11 protein-coding genes and 1 pseudogene are annotated in these 18852 nt (G+C 48.9%); 10 read left to right on the top strand and 2 right to left on the bottom strand.

Going from position 1 to position 18852, the window contains the following annotated elements; all coding sequences use genetic code 11:
• The first annotated feature begins 157 nt into the window (after positions 1-157).
• The 3 genes from BWI93_RS06730 to BWI93_RS28595 are packed head-to-tail and all read left to right on the top strand — an operon-like array spanning position 158 to position 3845.
• The gene (locus tag BWI93_RS06730; RefSeq protein WP_094809450.1) at positions 158-2419 is read left to right on the top strand and encodes a TonB-dependent receptor; all 2262 of its coding nucleotides are present in this window, start codon (positions 158-160) and stop codon (positions 2417-2419) included.
• Positions 2420-2451: 32 nt separating this feature from the next.
• On the top strand, positions 2452-3708 hold the full coding sequence (locus BWI93_RS06735; RefSeq protein WP_255157752.1) for an HmuY family protein: 1257 nt from the start codon (positions 2452-2454) through the stop codon (positions 3706-3708).
• Positions 3705-3845 (top strand): HmuY family protein, encoded by a 141-nt coding sequence (locus tag BWI93_RS28595; protein WP_255157753.1) that lies wholly within the window; start codon positions 3705-3707, stop codon positions 3843-3845. The genes BWI93_RS06735 and BWI93_RS28595 overlap by 4 nt, the downstream gene beginning before the upstream one ends.
• 66 nt (positions 3846-3911) lie before the next feature.
• On the opposite strand, the gene BWI93_RS06740 is transcribed toward BWI93_RS28595, so the two are convergent.
• Positions 3912-5054 carry an endonuclease/exonuclease/phosphatase family protein gene (locus tag BWI93_RS06740; protein ID WP_094809452.1) on the bottom strand — a complete coding sequence of 381 codons (1143 nt, stop codon included), beginning with the start codon at positions 5052-5054 and terminating at the stop codon, positions 3912-3914.
• A gap of 282 nt (positions 5055-5336) precedes the next feature.
• Between BWI93_RS06740 and rimP the strand changes: the two genes are divergently transcribed.
• From rimP to BWI93_RS06770, 7 genes and pseudogenes are all read left to right on the top strand, one after another.
• On the top strand, positions 5337-5798 hold the full coding sequence (rimP, locus tag BWI93_RS06745; RefSeq protein WP_094809454.1) for a ribosome maturation factor RimP: 462 nt from the start codon (positions 5337-5339) through the stop codon (positions 5796-5798).
• A 97-nt stretch (positions 5799-5895) separates the two neighbouring features.
• Complete coding sequence (gene nusA / locus BWI93_RS06750) at positions 5896-7140, top strand: transcription termination factor NusA (RefSeq protein ID WP_094809456.1); 1245 nt, start codon at positions 5896-5898, stop codon at positions 7138-7140.
• Positions 7141-7305: 165 nt separating this feature from the next.
• Positions 7306-10563 (top strand): translation initiation factor IF-2, encoded by a 3258-nt coding sequence (gene infB / locus BWI93_RS06755; RefSeq protein ID WP_255157754.1) that lies wholly within the window; start codon positions 7306-7308, stop codon positions 10561-10563.
• Positions 10564-10790: 227 nt separating this feature from the next.
• Entirely contained in the window at positions 10791-12836 is a 2046-nt protein-coding gene (locus BWI93_RS06760) for a BatA domain-containing protein (RefSeq protein ID WP_094809460.1), read from the top strand.
• 245 nt (positions 12837-13081) lie between these two features.
• Positions 13082-13714, top strand: a pseudogene (locus BWI93_RS28600) (carboxypeptidase-like regulatory domain-containing protein); the annotation flags it as partial.
• A gap of 227 nt (positions 13715-13941) precedes the next feature.
• Entirely contained in the window at positions 13942-16104 is a 2163-nt protein-coding gene (locus BWI93_RS06765; protein WP_255157759.1) for a SusC/RagA family TonB-linked outer membrane protein, read from the top strand.
• Positions 16105-16148: 44 nt separating this feature from the next.
• Positions 16149-17834 (top strand): RagB/SusD family nutrient uptake outer membrane protein, encoded by a 1686-nt coding sequence (locus tag BWI93_RS06770; RefSeq protein WP_094809462.1) that lies wholly within the window; start codon positions 16149-16151, stop codon positions 17832-17834.
• A gap of 183 nt (positions 17835-18017) precedes the next feature.
• On the opposite strand, the gene BWI93_RS06775 is transcribed toward BWI93_RS06770, so the two are convergent.
• Positions 18018-18845, bottom strand: coding sequence for a ThiF family adenylyltransferase (locus tag BWI93_RS06775; protein WP_094809464.1), 828 nt, complete (start codon positions 18843-18845; stop codon positions 18018-18020).
• Positions 18846-18852: the final 7 nt, after the last annotated feature.

Genomic DNA, 18852 nt, shown 5'->3' on the forward strand with positions numbered 1-18852 from the left:
GGAAAGTTTATGGATTACCAAGACCGCCCGAAGGCGGTCTTTTTTGGTTTGAAGCCGATCAAAATTTTCGGGGAAAGGCTTGCGGGTTCCGAATCATTTTTACCTTTGTGATTAATTAGATTAAATCTAAATAAATATAACGAAACAGAATTACCTCGTGGCTGTCTTTCGAACCATTAGTGTCACACTGGCTTTTAGCTTGATTACGAGTTTGTTATGGGCTCAAACGGGTCAGGTGATGGGCAAAGTGACGGATGAACAGGGAGAAGGCGTAGAAGCTGCTTCGTTAGTGATCAAAGGCACAACTTACGGGGTAGCATCGGATCAACAGGGTCTCTATCGCTTTAAAGAACTAAAAGCGGGTACGTACCAGATTCGGGTGAGTCGGGTAGGAATGAGTAGTCAGGAACTTGCCCTGAACGTAAAGGAAAATGAAACCACAACCCTGAATATTCAGCTTCGGAGTGAAAACAAGGATTTTCAGGAAGTAGTCGTGACGGGTCAGTTTGAACCGCAGTCCCTACGACAATCCGTTTTTCAGGTACGGACGATTGAACTCGAACGCATTCAGGCCCGGGCCGCGACCTCGCTGGTGGGCGTATTGAATACGGAATTAGGCATCCGCTTTTCCAATGATCCCGCTCTGGGGACCTCCGACATTCAACTCATGGGGATGGCGGGTCGCAACGTAAAAATTCTGCTTGACGGCGTACCCATGCTCGACCGCGGTGATACCCGCGAAAGCCTTAATCAGATCGACATTAATACCATTGCCCGCATTGAAATTGTGGAAGGCCCCATGTCCGTTTCCTACGGCTCGGATGCTCTGGCGGGCGTCATCAACATCATCACGAAGAAACCCGGTACCGAACGACTTTCCGTCATGGCTCGTGTACAGGAAGAAAGCGTAGGGGAGGAATATGCTCCTTTTACCGGGAAAGGCTCTCACATCGAAAGTGCTAACCTGACCTGGCAGAAGAAAGGCTGGTTCCTCTCAGCGGGAGGTACTCGTAACGATTTTGGTGGCTGGCAGGGGTACTCGGCTACCCGCACGCGGGACTGGCACGGAAAGGCTCAGGGTTTAGGAAATGGCACCGTAGGGTATACGGGGAAAACCTTCAACATTCGGTATCGGCTTGATGGGCTACACGAAAAAATCAATGCGTTAGGAGCGGTCAATGCCAATACCAATCGGGCTCTGGATCAGAATTTCATTACGCGTCGACTGATGCATCAGGGGCAGGCTGAATGGAAAGCAAATGAGCGATTCAGTCTGAATGCGGTAGCCGCGTATACGGACTACAGTCGTCGCACCCAGTCGACGGTTATTGATTTGAATACCGGTCGCCGAACGCTTTCGACGGATCAGGGCCAGCAGGATCTTTCGCGTTTCGAAAATGTGATGTTCCGTACGACGGCCCAGTACAAACTTTCATCTGCCGTATCGCTACAACCCGGTCTGGAACTGAACCGCGATCACGCCAGTGGAGCCCGGATCAGCGGAACGCCTTCCATTACGGACATGGCCCTGTACGTATCATCCGAAATCCGGCCCGTCTCTGGCCTGGTGCTGCGTCCTGGCTTACGCTTTATTCGAAATTCGGCTTATGATGCCCCGCCCGTTATTCCTTCGTTAAATACCAAGTTTTCACTGACGAAAAGACTCGATGTACGACTCGCGTACGCCCGGGGTTTTCGTTCGCCGGCGTTGCGGGAACTATACTTCAGTTTTTTCGATGCGAGTCACTCCATTGCGGGGAACCCCAATCTGAAAGCCGAGTACTCCAACAGTTTCAATGGGTCCTTAGCCTGGCTGGCCTTGCAGGAGAAAACCGTCTACCTCAGTTCAACGCTTACGGGCTTTTACAACGATTTCCATGATCTGATCGGGTACGGAAACGACCCAACGGACTCCAAGATCATGCGTACCGTCAACATTGATCGGTTCAAAACGGCAGGTTTAACGCTCAACAATGTGCTGCAATGGAAGAACCTTAAAACCAATTTTGGGTATTCCTACATTGGACGCTTTAATCAATTGTCAAGCTCTCGGGATTTGCCGGAATTTGTCTGGTCTTCGGAAATCAATGCCAACGTCATCTATACCGTTAAGCCATCGGGTACGCAGGTCAACCTCTTCTATAAATACGCCGGCAAACGCACTTCGTATCAAACGACGGCTGATTTACAAACGCAGCTCGCCGAAACGGCGGCCTACCACTGGCTTGATTTGTCGTTGTCTCAACCCGTATTCAAAATCCTGACCTTACAGGGCGGCGTAAAAAATCTGCTCAACGTAACCCGATTGAACAATACGGCTACCGAGAGCGGCAGTGCCCACAGTACCAATGGCCCGATTCCGATGAGTTACGGACGTTCGTATTTCCTGGGACTCACCTTTAACTGGAGTCAACACTAATTCTTTTCCCAATAACCCAATCAAGCAAATCCATGAGTACGCAAAAACTACGCTCTATTTTTCTGCTGTTAAGCTTGACGGCCCTGGTGCCGGCCTGTAAAGACGATGATCCGCCGCTACCCGATAATACGGTACAATTTGAAGCCAGTGAAGTTGGATTTACGGCGAATCAGACCGAGTTAGAGGTGAAAGTAAATCTGGACCGTACGGTGACAGCGGCGACCAATGTTACCGTCGAACTGACCCCCACGGGCGTTGCCTACGGTACGCACTTTACGACGACGCCCGCGGCCACCAACAATACGCTTACGCTGACGGTGCCGGCTAACACCAAGACTACTTCATTCAAAGTAACCAAGGCGGCGAACATCGTACTCAATGGGTCGGAAACGATTGATTTCACGATCAAATCCGTTGGTACGGGACTTGTCGTCGGACAAACGGCCAAGGAAAAACTGAAGTTTTCTTCCATTATTTCCAGCGGTTCTGCCCTGAAACTCAATGGTGGGGCTGGCGGATCGAGTGCTCTGAACTCGGTATTCGTGGATTTCAGCAGCAACAGCCAGACGGCCATTGCCCGGAACAGCTGGGAGTTAGGCTTTTTTGGAGGAAGCGACTTCCGCGTAATCATCAATGCAACGACGGGAGCGGCCGTAAAAGCCCTTACAAAAACGGATCTGGCTCAGGTGACGGCAGCGGATACGGTAGCTCTGGCAAACACGCTGGTTTTGGGTCAGGGTCAGGGAACGTTCGACATTATTGATAATGTCGATGGTGATTTAACCAAGACGGCCATTAAGGAAATCTCAGCAACAGACGCTAACAACCCTGTATACATCCTGAACCCGGGAGCATCGGGTACGGGTCAGAAACCCTGGTACAAAATCCGGATTTTACGCAAGGGAACGGGCTACACTGTACAGTATGCCCGGATTACTGAAACTACGTTTAAAACGCTGGATGTAACCAAAGATGGAAACGTCAATTTCAGCTACGTTTCGCTGCCGCAGGGTAAAGTCGTAGCAGGAGAACCCGCGAAAGCCAGTTGGGACATCGTTTGGGGATTGACGACGTATAAAGCCACCGAAACGATTCCGTATCCATACGCTGACTTTGTACAAATCAACCATTGGGCGGGTGTACAGGCGGCCGAAATGCTAACCAGTACCGTTAGTTACGACGCTTACGCCGAAAGCAACGTGGCGACTACGCCTTTCAAAAGCGATCGTAACGTGATTGGAGGCAACTGGCGTACGTCGCCGGACCGAATGGAACGCCGGCCGGTGTGAAAACGGATCGTTTCTACGTGATTAAAGACGCTGCCGGCAACGTGTACAAACTCAAGTTTATCAACTATACGTCAACGGACGGTGGTGAACGGGGCTATCCAAATATTGAGTATAAGCTAGTGAAGAAAGGAAGCTAATACGATTCTATCCAAGCGAAAGGCCCGGCTGATCCATCAGCCGGGCCTTTCGCTTAAAGGAATATTCTAATATTCGTAAAGGACCTGTACCGGAAAGTGATCCGATCCCTTAACCTCGCGATGCACCTGGTGACGCAGTACCTTAAAATGATTGCTATGGAACTGATTATCAATGCGAATGAACCAAGGGCTGCGATTGAGCGTGAAACCAAACCCGTTTCCGGCTTCTTCGAAGCTGTTTTTAAGGTACTGACGGGTTTTCCCGTAAGCGATACCCGTGGGTACTTCATTGTAATCACCACAAAGAATAACCGGATACGGACTATTCTTTACTTCTTTCTGTAGTACTTCTTCAATTTCTTCGTTATGAGCGATAAAACCGGCTTTCAATTGTTGGATAATACTACGCGTTTCAGCCTTGGCGGATTTTGAATTGGCCGCTTTTACCACTTTTCCGACGCGTACTCCCATTGAAAATAAATGGACGCTAATGACTCGGATCGTATCTGCTCCTTTTTTAATGTCGGCTCGTACATAGCCGTTATGCCCTCCAGCATTTTCAAAAACACTGTAACTCTGATTAATGATGGGATACTTGGAAAAAAGCACAGGTCCCAGATAGCCCGCTTCGCCTGTGCGGGCTTCACCCGTATACCAGTTCAGGTTTTTCAACTGAGCTTTGTATATGAAGCCAGCTTTTTGCAAAAGAGCCGTCGATTTAAACAGATCTGGTAAAGCAGGGTTGTCCCAATTATAGTATTCCTGCATACACAGTAGATCGGAATCGCTGCGTTGAAGCCAGTTCAGCATCGTTTGGGGTAAGCTACGATTTTTAGTATGCCAGTAGGTAGATACAGTAAAAAATGTTGTATTAAAAGTAGTGACGTTGAGTGTTTTATGATTTTCTGAGGCGGCAATAGGGGGCTTAGTGGAAAAGCCAATGGTACGCTGCCAGAAGGGCCAGCCCAGAATCAGGACGAAAAGCGGAAGCCAGGCACGGCGTACGTTTTTAAAAAACCAGAAAAGCGTAAACAGAGCTACCAGAATCATTACCTCGGGCATTCCAATCAGCCAGAATCCTGTAAGCCAGTGCGTCCACCACAGGGTATATCCAAAGAGATAACCAATCAGTAGGAAGGCACACAACACATAGGTAGCTAATGCCAGTAATTTGGTAAAAAATCCTTCAGTGGGATATTGGGAAGCCATTTGGAACTAGACAGGTGTGGGGATGATTCCGTAAAAGACGCAAAATTGTTTCATTTCGCCCAAGCAAAAGCCCTTATTCGGTGAAATACGCGGGGCTGAAGCAACATTATATTGTTTATTATGCGAAAAAAGCTTTATTTTGCATCGGATTTTAACGGAAAGAAGAGGGGCAATAAACTCCTCTTCTTTGTTTATAGACCGTAAGCGAAAATTCCGTACCGCGGTAGTCGTTGATAATTAGGGATTTATCATTAATTTTCAACGCAACTCCTGAAGAGTCGTATGAATGTGAAGGCAAAAATAACAGAGCTGGCTACGGCCTTACTGCCCGATGAAAGTTATTTTCTGGTAGAAGTACAGGTAAGTGAATCCCGTATCAAATCAAAAGTGACTATTTTACTGGACAGCGATGCCGGAATTAGTATTGATGAATGTGCCGTATTGAGTCGGGAATTAGGCCGACAGTTAGAGGAACTGAATTTGTTCGAAAACGCTTATACATTAGAAGTATCCTCTCCTGGTGTCGATTTTCCACTCACTCAAACCCGTCAATACCAACGAAATGCCGGTCGTAAGCTACGAGTTCAGTTTCTGGATGGTGGGGAAAAAATAGGTACACTGCAGGCAGTAACCGATTCCACCATCACCCTGACTACGGATGGAACCAAAAAGGAACCTTCGGTAGACCTCGTAATACCTTATTCCGAAATTAAGAAGGCACAAGTGCTGGTTTCATTTAAATGATCGCGTAACCGGGCGTTTTTAGCTGACGAGGCAAAGCCTAGCTCCGCAAGTAACCGGATGCCGTGGGCTGGAAAACAACAAAACCAATGACGAACCGATGAACAGTGCAGAACTGATTGCTTCCTTCGCTGATTTCGCGAGAGAGAAGAACATTGACCGTCCGACGATGATCAAAATTCTGGAAGATGTCTTCCGGACCATGATTCGTAAGAAATACGGTACTGACGAGAACTTTGACGTAATTATCAACCCTGATAACGGGGATCTGGAAATGTTCCGGACCCGCGAGATCGTGGATGATGATTCAGAAGATATTTGGGATTACGATAAAATTCCGCTGGCTGACGCTAAAAAAATCGAAAAGGATTTTGAAGTAGGCGAAGAAGTAGTGGAAGAAGTAAAGCTGGAAGATTTTGGCCGTCGGGTTGTACAAACGGCTCGCCAGACCCTGATTCAGAAAGTAAAGGATATGGAGAAGGAATTGCTCTATTATCGCTACAAAGATCAGGTAGGAGAGTTGCTGACGGTAGAAGTGTATCAGGTACTGGGACGGGAAATTATCTGTCTGGATGCTCAGGGAAATGAGTTAAGTTTGCCCCGCGATCAGCAGATTCCCCGGGATCGCTTCAAAAAAGGCGACTCGACCAAGGCCGTGATTCACAAAGTAGAAATGAACAACGGTACGCCGAAAATCACGCTTTCCCGAACGTCTCCAGTATTCCTGGAACGTTTGTTTGAGCAGGAAATTCCTGAAGTAACCGATGGATTGATCATGGTACGCCGCGTGGTTCGTGAACCAGGGGAGCGGGCCAAGGTAGCCGTAGAATCTTACGACGACCGGATTGATCCCGTAGGTGCTTGCGTAGGGATGAAAGGTAGTCGGATTCATACGATTGTACGGGAAATGAACAATGAGAATATTGACGTGATTAACTTTACGGATAATATCGAGTTGTTGATTGCCCGGGCCCTAAGTCCAGCTAAAATTAGCCGCATGAGTATCCATAAGGATGACAAGCGGGTATCGGCCTGGCTTAAGCCCGATCAGATTTCACTGGCTATCGGAAAAGGTGGTCAGAATATTAAGCTGGCAGGAAAATTAGTAGGGATGGAAATCGACGTCTTCCGCGAAACCGAAGGGCCCGTGGACGACGACGACGTAGAACTCAACGAGTTTTCCGACGAAATTGAACAGTGGGTCATTGATGAATTCCACCGCGTAGGTCTCGATACGGCCAAGAGTGTTCTTGCCATGGGTAAGGAAGACTTGGTACGCCGGACGGAGTTGGAGGAGGAAACCATCGATGAAGTACTGGACATTCTGCGACAGGAATTCGATTAATGCAAACGGAGGTTTAACGGTTACGAGCTATGGGATATATAGTGCGTAACCATCTGAACAAGATCCGTTACGCACTATACCGTATTCAAAACACCCTAAACTCTTACTTATAAACCACTCGTTTTGACGAATTCAGACAGTAACATGGCAGAAGAGATCCAAACAATGCGTTTAAATGTGGCGGCACGAAAGATCAACGTGGGCATGGGAACCATTGTGGATCGACTATCGGCCAAAGGATTTAAAATTGACAACAATCCCAATACCAAACTAACCGGAGAACAACTCCAGGTATTGGCGAAAGAATTTAGTGCTCCTGACTTGCTTAAGGAAGGGACTAAGCCTGCTGAACCCGCCGCGACGGCTCGTCCCAAGGCTGATGATGATTTGCCCCTGTATTTCCGTCAGAAGTCGGAAGAAGCGGCCGCTGCTCCCGTAGCTGAAGAAAAGAAGCCTCAGGAGCAGGAGCCAGCCAAAGAAGAACCTCGGCTACAAGGATTAAAAGTGCTGGGTAAGATTGACCTGAGCACGGGTAAACCCGTTGTTCCGGGAGCTTCACCTGCGGAACCTGCGGCACCCGCCGTACCTCCTGCACCCAAGGTGGAAACACCTGCGGCAGAAAAGGTACCGGTCGTAAAACCCGAGGAACCCAAACCACAGCCCGTAGCTGAAAAACCGGTCGTACCTGCCCCCGAACCTGTGGTTGAAAAACCCGTCGTGGCAGAGCCCGTTAAGCCGGAACCTAAAGTGGAAGCAAAGGTGGAAACGCCAGCCCCACAGCCCGTAGTAACTCCTCAACCTGTCGCTGAAATAAAGCCTGAACCTACTGTTGTAGCAACGCCCCCGGTGGCTACGGTGGTAGAGCCTGCCCCTGCTCCCAAGCAGGAGCCTGAAAAGAAAGCTCAAACGCCCGAACGTACCAACACCCCGGCCGGAACGCCTCCGCAAAACCCTCGGTTTGGTGGCGGAAATGAGCGTAAAGATTTTCAGAAGCAAAGGCCAGAAACCAAACAAGAACCAAAGCCAGAGCCAAAACCGGAAGTGAAGACAGAAACACCTCCCGCCACACCGCCCGAATTGATTGAAGCAAAAGCCGATCGATTGAAAGGGTTGACCGTGCTGGGTAAAATCGAATTACCAACGAAACAGGATAACCGCGGCAATAACAACCGTGGCGGCAATTCGAACAACGAGAAAAAGAAACGCAAGCGGATTAAACCCGTCGAGCAGGATCGTAACCAGGCTCGTGGTAATAATACTAATCCGAATGACCCCAACAACCGCCAGAATACTAATCAGAACCGGCAAGGGGGAGGACAAGGCAACCAGAATACCAACAACCAGGATCGGAATCAGGGACAGGATCGCAACAACAATAACAACAACGCTGCGAACAACAACCAGTCTCAGAATAACAACCAGGGCGGAGGTAACAACAACAATAACAATAATCGCAACAACAACAACCGGAATAATAACAACCGGGGTGGTAACCGTCGCGATGAGCCTTCGAAAACGGAAGTACGTGATAATGTAAAGAACACGATGGCCCAGATGGGCGGTGGTGGTGCCAAAAAGCAAAACTTTGGTGCAGACCGTCGTCGGGAACGTCGCCAGGATCGGGCCCGTCGCCGGGAAGAAGCCGAACAGCACGAACTCGAACAGGAAAAAATCCTGAAAGTAACCGAATTCGTATCGGCCAGCGACTTGGCGTCTTTGATGGACGTTTCGATCAACGACATCATTCAGACGTGTATGAACATGGGGATGTTCGTATCCATCAACCAGCGTCTGGATGCAGAAGCCATCGCGATCATTGCGGATGAATTTGGATTCGATGTTCAGTTCATCTCTGCCGAAGAAGAGGTTGAATCAGCTCTGATTGAAGAAGAAGATGCTCCGGAAAGCTTAGTACCCCGTGCTCCGGTAGTTACGATCATGGGTCACGTTGACCACGGTAAGACCTCCTTACTGGATTATATCCGTAAAACGAAAGTGGCTTCGGGTGAGGCCGGTGGTATTACCCAGCACATTGGTTCGTACAAAGTAAAAACAAACGACGGTCGCGAAATCGCGTTCTTGGATACCCCAGGTCACGAAGCTTTTACCGCTATGCGTGCTCGGGGAGCCAAACTGACGGACGTTGCCATTATCGTAATTGCAGCGGACGACAGCGTAATGCCCCAAACCCGGGAAGCCATCAACCACGCCCAGAATGCGGGTGTTCCGATGGTATTTGCTTTCTCGAAGGTAGATAAGCCCGGTGCGAATACGGAGAAAATCCGTGAAGGCCTGTCGCAAATGAATATTCTGGTTGAAGAGTGGGGTGGACGTTTCCAGACCCAGGAAATCTCTTCGAAAAGCGGTTTAGGTATTGACGAACTGCTGGAAAAAGTATTGCTTGAAGCCGAGTTACTTGATCTGAAAGCCAATCCTAACAAACGTGGCGTAGGTACAGTAGTAGAAGCTTCCCTGGATAAAGGTCGCGGTTATGTCGCAAACATTCTGGTACAGAATGGTACAATGAGTGTGGGTGACGTGATGTTGGCTGGACCGTTCTTCGGTAAAGTGAAGGCCATGTTCGACGACAAAGGCCAACGCGTCAAATCGGTAGGGCCTTCTACACCTGTACAGGTTTTAGGTTTGAGCGGTGCTCCCACGGCTGGTGATAAAGTAAATATGATGGAAACGGAGCGTGACGCCCGTGAAATTGCGAACAAACGTGAGCAATTGCTGCGTGAACAATCCCTCCGTACCCGTAAACACATTACCCTGGAAGAAATTGGTCGCCGGAAAGCGATTGGAAACTTCAAAGAGCTTAACGTCATCGTTAAAGGGGACGTGGATGGTTCTGTGGAAGCACTTTCCGATTCGCTGCTTAAACTCTCGACGGCTGAAGTTAATGTTAACATCATCCATAAGGGCGTAGGTCAGGTAACTGAATCCGACGTAATGTTAGCCTCGGCTGGGGACGCTGTAGTTGTAGCCTTCCAGGTTCGTCCTTCGCTCAACGCTCGTCGTTTGGCCGATCAGGAACAAATCGAAATTCGGAATTACTCCATCATCTACCAGGCAATCGAGGACATCAAGAAAGCCATGGAAGGTCTGCTGGAACCCGAATTCCAGGAAGTGGTTACGGCCAACATCGACATTCGCGAAGTATTCCGGATTTCCAAAATCGGTACCGTTGCGGGTTGCTATGTAACCGAAGGTACGGTGAAACGGAACAACAAAATCCGCGTAATCCGCGACTTCATCGTGATCCACGAAGGAGAGATTCAGGCACTAAAACGTTTCAAAGACGATGTATCCGAAGTGAAATTTGGTTACGAATGTGGTCTGAGTATCAAAAACTTCAACGACCTGGAAGTAGGCGATACCATCGAATGCTTCGAAATGCAGGAAGTAAAACGGAAGTTATAAGGAATCGTTGAGGGTTGTAAGTGATTAGAGGATTCGTCAAAAATCTTCGATCAAAGAAAACAAACAACTGAAAACTAGTAACAAAATAAAAGCCTTCATCCAACTTGGGTGAAGGCTTTTTCGTTTATACGCTATATTTTTAGTTATTTCAGGAATCCGACTCTAGGACCTAACATTTCACGGAAGCATCCTGCCCGATCGCCTTCCATAGCTGACACGTCGTATTTATGCAGTTTTTGTATCCCGCTTTTCTTTGGGGACTCTTGGCCGCCGCTATTCCGGTACTGATTCACCTGTTTAATTTCCGGCGAGTCAAGCGAGTATATTTTACGAATGTCAGCTTCCTCAAGCAGATCAATACGACGACCAGTAGCTTTCGACGCCTGAAACACTGGCTGATCATGGCGGCTCGTATATTGGCCTTAGTGTGCCTGGCTCTGGCCTTTGCCCAACCCTTTATTCCTGCCAGCCAAACCACGGGCGTGAGCCGGGATGGCATCACCAGCATTTACCTGGATAACTCCTTATCGATGCAGAATTTGGTAGATAACCGACGGCTGCTCGATGTGGCGGCTACCAAAGTGGAGGAGTTACTGGGAAATTTCCCGAATGCTCCCACCTTACAACTAGTGACCAATGCGTTTGGGGCGGAAGAACATGCCCTGCAGGGAAGTCAGAAGTTACGGGATCGATTGGCTTCCGTTGATTTTGCTCCGGCGGGTCGCTCGCTCGAAAGCGTGTACCGACGGCAACAGCAACTAGCCTCCGCCCATAGTACGGGTAAAAATCAACTATTCTGGTTCTCGGACTTTCAGAAATCAACGACGGGGGATTTACAAAAACTAGTACCTGATTCCAGTACCCAGCTTTTTCTGGTACCCGTGCAGGGAACCGCTACCCAAAACGTCTTTGTAGATACGCTGTGGCTGAATACGCCCTTCATTCGGGAAATGCAGTCTAACGTAGTCACCGTACGCCTGCGTAACTCGGGTACCAGGCCGGTTGAAAATCTGGGTGTTAAACTGTTGCTCGATGAAACGCAGGTAGCTACGCAAATTGTCTCCATTCCGGCTGAAAACTACGTACAGACTACGTTCAATTTTACTGTACGCGGGAAGGGTTTCAAACGGGGGCGAATCACCTTTGAAGATTCACCCGTGTTGTTTGACAACGATTACTACTTCGTACTCAATGCGGCTCCCCGGATCAATGTGGTTCAGGTATATGGGCAGAAATCAGGCAATTTTGTTGAGAATGTTTTTGCGAACGATAGCCTCTTTCAGCAACAGAATTTTTCCGTAAGCAACGTTGATGTGGGTAAATTTCAGGCCGCCAATGTCATCGTACTCGAAGGCGTAGATCGCGTAGAGGGAAGTCTGCTAACGGAATTGCAGCGGTTTATACAGGGAGGCGGAAGTTTGGTCATTGTACCACCCACCCGGGTCAGCGATGGCTCCTGGCTGAATGGGCTGGGTATTCAGAATGTGGCTTCAATTCAGGGGCAGCCTTCCCTGCCTACTTACCTGGCAGAACCATCCCGGCAGAATCCCTTCTTTAGCGACATTTTTGACGAAACAACCCGCAAGGAACAATTGACCATGCCCACGGCCTCGGCAGTATGGTCCTGGCAAGCAGTAGGAGATAAGCTGCTTAGTTTTAAATCCGGGGAGCCTTTCCTGACGTCTTCCAAATCCGGCAATGGGCACGTGTACGTCCTGGCCGCTCCTCTGGAAGCAACGTATGGCGATTTCGCTCAACATGCTCTGTTTTTACCTGTTCTTTACAAAATAGCAGCCTTAAGTGTACGTCAGGAACCCATTGCCTATTCTTTTGAATCGAAAGATCTTGTACTGGATGTAACCGGCAGCCCCAAGAATGCAGTGTATCAGTTGCGTAAAGACAAACTGGAACTCATTCCGGTACAACGAATGATCGGGACACGAATGCACCTGGAGTTACCGCAGTCGAGCCAAAGTAGTACACCGCTGGAATCAGGCTATTATGAATTGCGACTAAATAATCAACTGGTACGTTTGCTGGCCCTCAACCACGGCCATGAAGAATCGCGGATGCAGGTATATACGCCGGATGAACTGCGAGCCATTTTCAAGAATAGAAAAAATGTACAAGTATTCGACAACGTTACCAGGACCGATGTCGCTACCGCCTATAAAGAGCAACACGTAGGAAAAGACCTGTGGAAGTGGTTTATTATTGCGGCTTTAGGTTTCTTACTCACCGAAATTGCTTTAGTACGCTGGATGAAAGGCTAGTAAAGCTCTGATAGCTAGTGAATTAAAGACCTGTATAGATTTATATTTTTCCCATACAGAAGGCCTTAATCTGCGGATTGAGGCCTTTTTAATTGTATTATTTTAGCTATTAATTTATTTGATAAGTATTAATATTAAATTTTTTCTTTGAATAGTTTAAAAAATAAGGGTTTATATAGACAAAAGCGGTCATTTTAGCGATGTAAAGCATCACAGAACCCTTAAACGATAACCTCTACTTTCGTATGAAGAACCTATTACTAAGTCTATTCTTGCTCGGACTTGGTTGGAATGTATTTGCTCAGGATCGTCCCATTAGCGGTCGGGTTACCGGAGACGATACGCAACCCATTCCCGGAGCCAGCGTTTCAGTCAAAGGAACCACGCGGGGAGTCGTAACGAACGCCGAGGGGAGATTCACCCTGAGCGTACCTGAGAATGCTATTCTGGTGGTTTCTTCCGTAGGGTATCTCACGCGGGAGTTTCCGGTGGGAAATCAGAATTCACTGGAACTAGTCATTCCGTCTTCGTCCGCTGAATTATCGGAAGTGGTCGTCGTCGGTTACGGAACCCAGAAAAAGAGCCAGTTGACCGGAGCCATTTCCTCCGTAAGTTCCAAGGAAATTGCTGAACTGCCCATCACTAACGCCCGGCAGGCCTTACAGGGTCGGGCCGCGGGGGTTGATGTCGTGCAATCGGGTAGCCGACCCGGAGCGGGCGTAACGGTACGAATTCGCGGACGTCGTTCGATTAACGCTTCCAATGACCCCCTGTACGTAGTCGATGGAATTCCGTTGGCGGGAGGTATTGACGACCTGAACCCGAACGATATTCAATCGATGGAAGTATTGAAAGATGCGTCGGCAACTGCCATCTACGGGTCTCGGGGAGCCAATGGCGTTGTGATTGTTTCTACCCGTCGGGGAACTACTGGCAAAACCATCGTGAGTTACGATGGGTATTACGGCATTTCACAGGTACTGGGCAAGATCGATGTCATGAATGGTGCTGAGTTTGCCGAGTACAAACGCGAATCGCGGCGGACCTCAGGTCGCTACAATGACTCGGACCCGGCAGCCGATAGTAAAATCTTTGAAGCCGTAGAATTGGATGGCATTGCCAACAATCGCACGACCGATTACCAGTCGTATATTTTCCGTACGGGGCAAATTCAGAGTCACCAGTTGGGAGTACAGGGCGGCAGCGAAAAAACGCAGTTGCTATTTCGGGTAACTTCTTTCAGGATAAAGGAATCATTAAAACCCAGGATTTTACGCGGTATTCCTTCCGGATCAATCTGGATCACCAGATAACGAAACGGATTAAAGTGGGTACATCTACTTTCGCCGTATACAGCGTTGCGAACGGAAACGATACGTTCTATCCGGGTGGTGGCAATGGCTTTAACCCCCTGGGATTAACCTTACGGGAAAATCCGCTGGGAAAACCCTACGACGAGAACGGTAATCTGATTTTCCTTCCAACGTCCGATGGTTTACAGTCAAACCCGGCGGCGGAAGTAGTACCCGGATCAAACATTGCCGAAACGAAAACGATCCGTATTTTCAACAGCCTTTACGGGGAATGGAACATCATTGACGGACTTAAATACCGACTCAATTTCGGACCAGACTTTACGAACCGTCGCTTTGGCCGTTTCTGGGGTACTTACACGAGTGATCGACGGGGTGGTGATCCCCGGGGTCTGACCGATTACTCGCAGGGCTTTAACTATACGCTGGAAAATATCCTGACGTATCAGAAACAGTTCCGCGAAGTACACGATCTGAATATTACGGCTCTGCACTCCATTCAGCGGGATAACTACGAAACAGCTCGGATCAACGTGAATGGTATTCCCGCTTCTACGCAGGAATTCTACAGTCTGGGCCAGGCATCGACCATTGCCGGCGTGGGTACCGGATTGACTCAGTGGACTTTACTATCGTTCATGGGGCGGGTCAATTATAGTTATAATGATAAATACCTGATTACACTGACGGGTCGGTACGATGGATCTTCGCGTTTTGGTAGAAACAATAAATTCGGGTTTTTTCCCTCGTTGGCCGTGGGTTGGAATATGAGTAACGAAGCGTTCCTGAAAGGCGTAAGCTGGCTCGATCAGTTGAAACTTCGGGGTAGTTGGGGTTCCATTGGTAATACGGCCATTGATCCTTACCAAACGCAAAACCTCCTGTCCCGTACCGTCTACGCCTGGAATACGATCGGGGCGTACGGCTACCGACCTAACGTACTGGGGAACCCCAACTTACGCTGGGAAACGACTACAACGGCAAACGTCGGTTTGGACTACAGTTTCTTCCGGGGACGAATCGCCGGTTCACTCGAAGTCTATCAGGCTGATACCAAGGATTTACTACTCGCCGATCAGTTGCCGTTCACGAGCGGATACGGAAGCGTATTGCGGAACGTAGGCAAAACCCGTAACCAGGGTCTGGAAATTACGCTGTCAACGATCAACATTGATGCGGCGAATGGTTTCCGCTGGTCAACGGATTTGCAGTTCACCAAAAACAAGGAACAGATTCGTGAATTGTTCAACGGTAAAGTAGATGACGTGGGAAATGCCCGATTCATTGGTCAACCGATTACGGCTATCTACGACTTCAAGAAAATTGGCATCTGGCAAACGAGCGAAAGTGAAGAAGCCAAACGCTACGGACAGAACCCAGGCGAAGTAAAACTACTTGACATCAGTGGAAAAGACGGCGTGCCCGACGGGAAGATAGACGCTACGTATGACCGGATGATTATCGGTTCACAGATTCCGAAATTCACCGCCGGTATGACGAACCGCTTCAGCTTCAAGGGCGTTGATCTGTCCTTTTTCCTGTATGCCCGCGTGGGAAGTACCATTACCAGTGGTTTCCACCAGACCTTCAACACGTTAGCTGGCCGTTATAATAACCTGGATATTGATTACTGGACGCCTAACAATCCTACGAACGAATTTCCTCGTCCGAACCAAAACCAGGAATCGCCCCTGTACGCCAGTACTTTACGCTATTTCAGCGGTACGTTCGTAAAAGTTCGCAACATCAATGTAGGATACAACTTCACCGAAGGTATTGCCAGAAAACTGGGGATGAGCAGTTTACGGGCTTATGTAGCCGCTCAGCAGCCCTTCATTTTCTCGGAATACCGTTCGAAATACAAGGGTATCGATAATGAGACCGTGAATAACGTGGATGAAAATCAGACGCCTTCGGCCCGTCAGTTCATTTTCGGTATCAACGCGAAATTCTAGCAAACGATTCGGAACGCTGGTTCCGGTTTCAACTACAGACATTCATGAAAAAAATAGTATATTCTTTATTGATTGCCAGTCTGATGCTGACCGGGCAATCGTGCAGTAACATGCTCGATGAAAAAGCCATTTCATCGGTAGGCGGTGAGTATTATGACACGTCAGCGGGGTTTGAAGCGGGCGTTCGGGCCGCGTATGCCTCGTTACGGGATTATTACGGTCGCGAAATCGGTACCAACCTGACGGTATTCGGCACCGATACGTTTACGATGGGAGCTGACGGCAGCTACAAGTACATGAACCGTTATACAACCGAATTCAATTCGAATGTGGATCTGCTCCGGGATCTATGGAATAACTTCTACGTGGCGATCAACACGATGAACATTCTCATCGATAAAGCCAACGCGGGTCAGGTTTCCGGTTTGACGGATGCGAATAAAAACTTGCGAATTGCCGAATTACGCTTTTTGCGAGCTCATCATTACTTCATTCTGGTGCAAAACTGGGGACCGGTTGCTCTGACACTAACGGGCAATCTGGAAGCAAAAAAAGATTTTACCCGTGCTCCGGTCAAGGATGTATACGCAGCTATTACTGCCGATCTGGAAGCGGCGTTAACGCAATTGCCGACGACTACCGCTGATTATGGCCGGGTCACGAAAGGAGCCTGTGAGCATCTGCTGGCTCGCGTGTACCTGACCAAAGCAACGTCAGAGGCTGCTGCGTCAGATGATTATACCAAGGCGGCTACCTATGCTCAAAATGTGATCAAGAATTATACGTACTCCTTACTGACCGACTTTGCCAGCGTCTACGATCAGGCCAATCAGGTGAATAGTGAAGTCATCTTCGCGGTGCAGTACACGAACGATGCGTTGACGGACATTGGGCCCAGTTCCAGCAATACGGGAACGATTTACAATGGGAATCAAACCCACTTATTTTTTGGAAATGAGTACGACGTTCAGGCAGGGATGAAACGGGATTTGGCCAATGGTCGGCCCTGGAAACGGTATATGCCGACGAATTATATGCTGAACACCGTTTTCAATCCAGCGGATCGTACGAAAGATTCACGGTACAAGAAAACGTTCAAGGACACCTGGTACTCTAACAATCCGGGCACGTTTACCAACGTGTTCGATAACTCGAAAACGAAAGTAACATTTGCTGCGGGGGATACGGCCATTTTTATTCCTGGTATGGAATGGACGCAGGCTCAGCGGGCGGCTAAACCGTATCAGGTGCTGGTACCGAGCCAGTATAGACCTACGTTGTTTCCTCCGTTGAAGAAGTTCTTCGATCCACTGCGGCAGGATGTAACGGCGGAGTGGGGCAGTCGCGACTGGTTTGTGATGCGTCTGGCCGAGACCTATCTGATTCTGGCCGAAGCGAATCTGAAGCTGGGTAAAATGCAGGAAGCCACCGATGCCATCAACGTGGTACGGGTACGGGCAGCATGGGCCGGTCAACAGGAAGCCATGAAAATCAAAGCTTCGGATCTAACCATGGAATTTATCATGGAAGAACGCGAGCGGGAACTGGCAGGTGAAATGTTTCGCTGGTACGATCTGAAACGCTGGGGTGTACTGGTCGAACGCGTGAAAAAGTATAACCCTGATATCGTGAATCTTCAGGAGTACCATAACCTGCGACCCATTCCACAAACGCAGATTGACCGAACCACGGGTGGCGTTACGGCTTTTCCTCAGAATACGGGGTATTGAGCAAGCACGGCGATGATCATGAGCCACGGACCAACGTCCGTGGCTACCAGATGGATCGAGCCTGCGGCTCTGGTACGCAAAAGGTATCGTAGGTAGAGGATTGTGATCCGAACCATTAAAGCGTACTTCCGAACCAGAGCCGCAGGCTTGACCCTTTTCGTAGGGCTGGACTTTAGTCCAGCCCTACTTTTTTAAAGCCTGTTTAGCTTTCCGCTTCGCCTGTAAACGGAAAAATTCTTCCCGTTTCCGCTGTTCTTTCTTCCGGGCCTCCAGTTGAGACGCTTCGTAGTCGGCGATGGGTTCACCCAGCAAATCCCGAATAACGACCGAAGCACAGACGGCTCCGAACGTAGCGGGAAGGTAGGAGATCGTTCCGTAGGCCGAACGTTTAAAATTCGAACCGTCGGTATGCATGAGCGATTCGGCTCGTACCAGCTCCGTCGAGTATACCGCCTTGATTCCCGATTGCACGCCAAGGCGACGCAGCCGTTTGCGTACGTAGTAGGCGAGGGTACAGGACTTGGTCTGAAACAGGTCCGCCACCTGTACCTGCGTTGGGTCAAATTTTCCACCTGCACCCATCGAACTAATGATGCGATACCCCTTCTGATACGCCGTTTCCAGTAGCGTCAGTTTGGGTGTAATCGAATCGATACAATCCATGACGTAGTCAAAGGGCTGGTTCAGAATGTCGCGGGCGGCTTCGGGAGAAAGAAAATCCTTGCGTACGTGCAGTTTCAGTTCCGGATTGATACTCAGCAATCGTTCGGCCATGAGATCGGCCTTTGAAAGTCCGTGCGTAGTAGCCAGGGCGGGTAATTGCCGGTTTCGGTTGGAAGGGTCTACCACATCACCATCCACGATAGTCATTTCACCCACACCCGAGCGGGCGATAAATTCGGCAGCGAAGGAGCCTACACCACCCAGGCCAATCACCAGAACGTGGGCCTTTGCTAATAAATCGAGCCCTTCTGGCCCGATCAATAATTCAGTTCTTGATAACCAACTCATTGCTTTA

Origin of the sequence: Siphonobacter sp. BAB-5385, assembly GCF_002261125.1 — a bacterium.
Taxonomy (GTDB): domain Bacteria; phylum Bacteroidota; class Bacteroidia; order Cytophagales; family Spirosomataceae; genus Siphonobacter.

Coding starts and splice junctions, on each gene's coding strand:
- BWI93_RS06735 (WP_255157752.1), top strand. CDS start 2,452: ATGAGTACGCAAAAACTACGCTCTATTTTTCTGCTGTTAAGCTTGACG.
- BWI93_RS06740 (WP_094809452.1), bottom strand. CDS start 5,054: ATGGCTTCCCAATATCCCACTGAAGGATTTTTTACCAAATTACTGGCA.
- rimP (WP_094809454.1), top strand. CDS start 5,337: ATGAATGTGAAGGCAAAAATAACAGAGCTGGCTACGGCCTTACTGCCC.
- nusA (WP_094809456.1), top strand. CDS start 5,896: ATGAACAGTGCAGAACTGATTGCTTCCTTCGCTGATTTCGCGAGAGAG.
- infB (WP_255157754.1), top strand. CDS start 7,306: ATGCGTTTAAATGTGGCGGCACGAAAGATCAACGTGGGCATGGGAACC.
- BWI93_RS06760 (WP_094809460.1), top strand. CDS start 10,791: ATGCAGTTTTTGTATCCCGCTTTTCTTTGGGGACTCTTGGCCGCCGCT.
- BWI93_RS06770 (WP_094809462.1), top strand. CDS start 16,149: ATGAAAAAAATAGTATATTCTTTATTGATTGCCAGTCTGATGCTGACC.
- BWI93_RS06775 (WP_094809464.1), bottom strand. CDS start 18,845: ATGAGTTGGTTATCAAGAACTGAATTATTGATCGGGCCAGAAGGGCTC.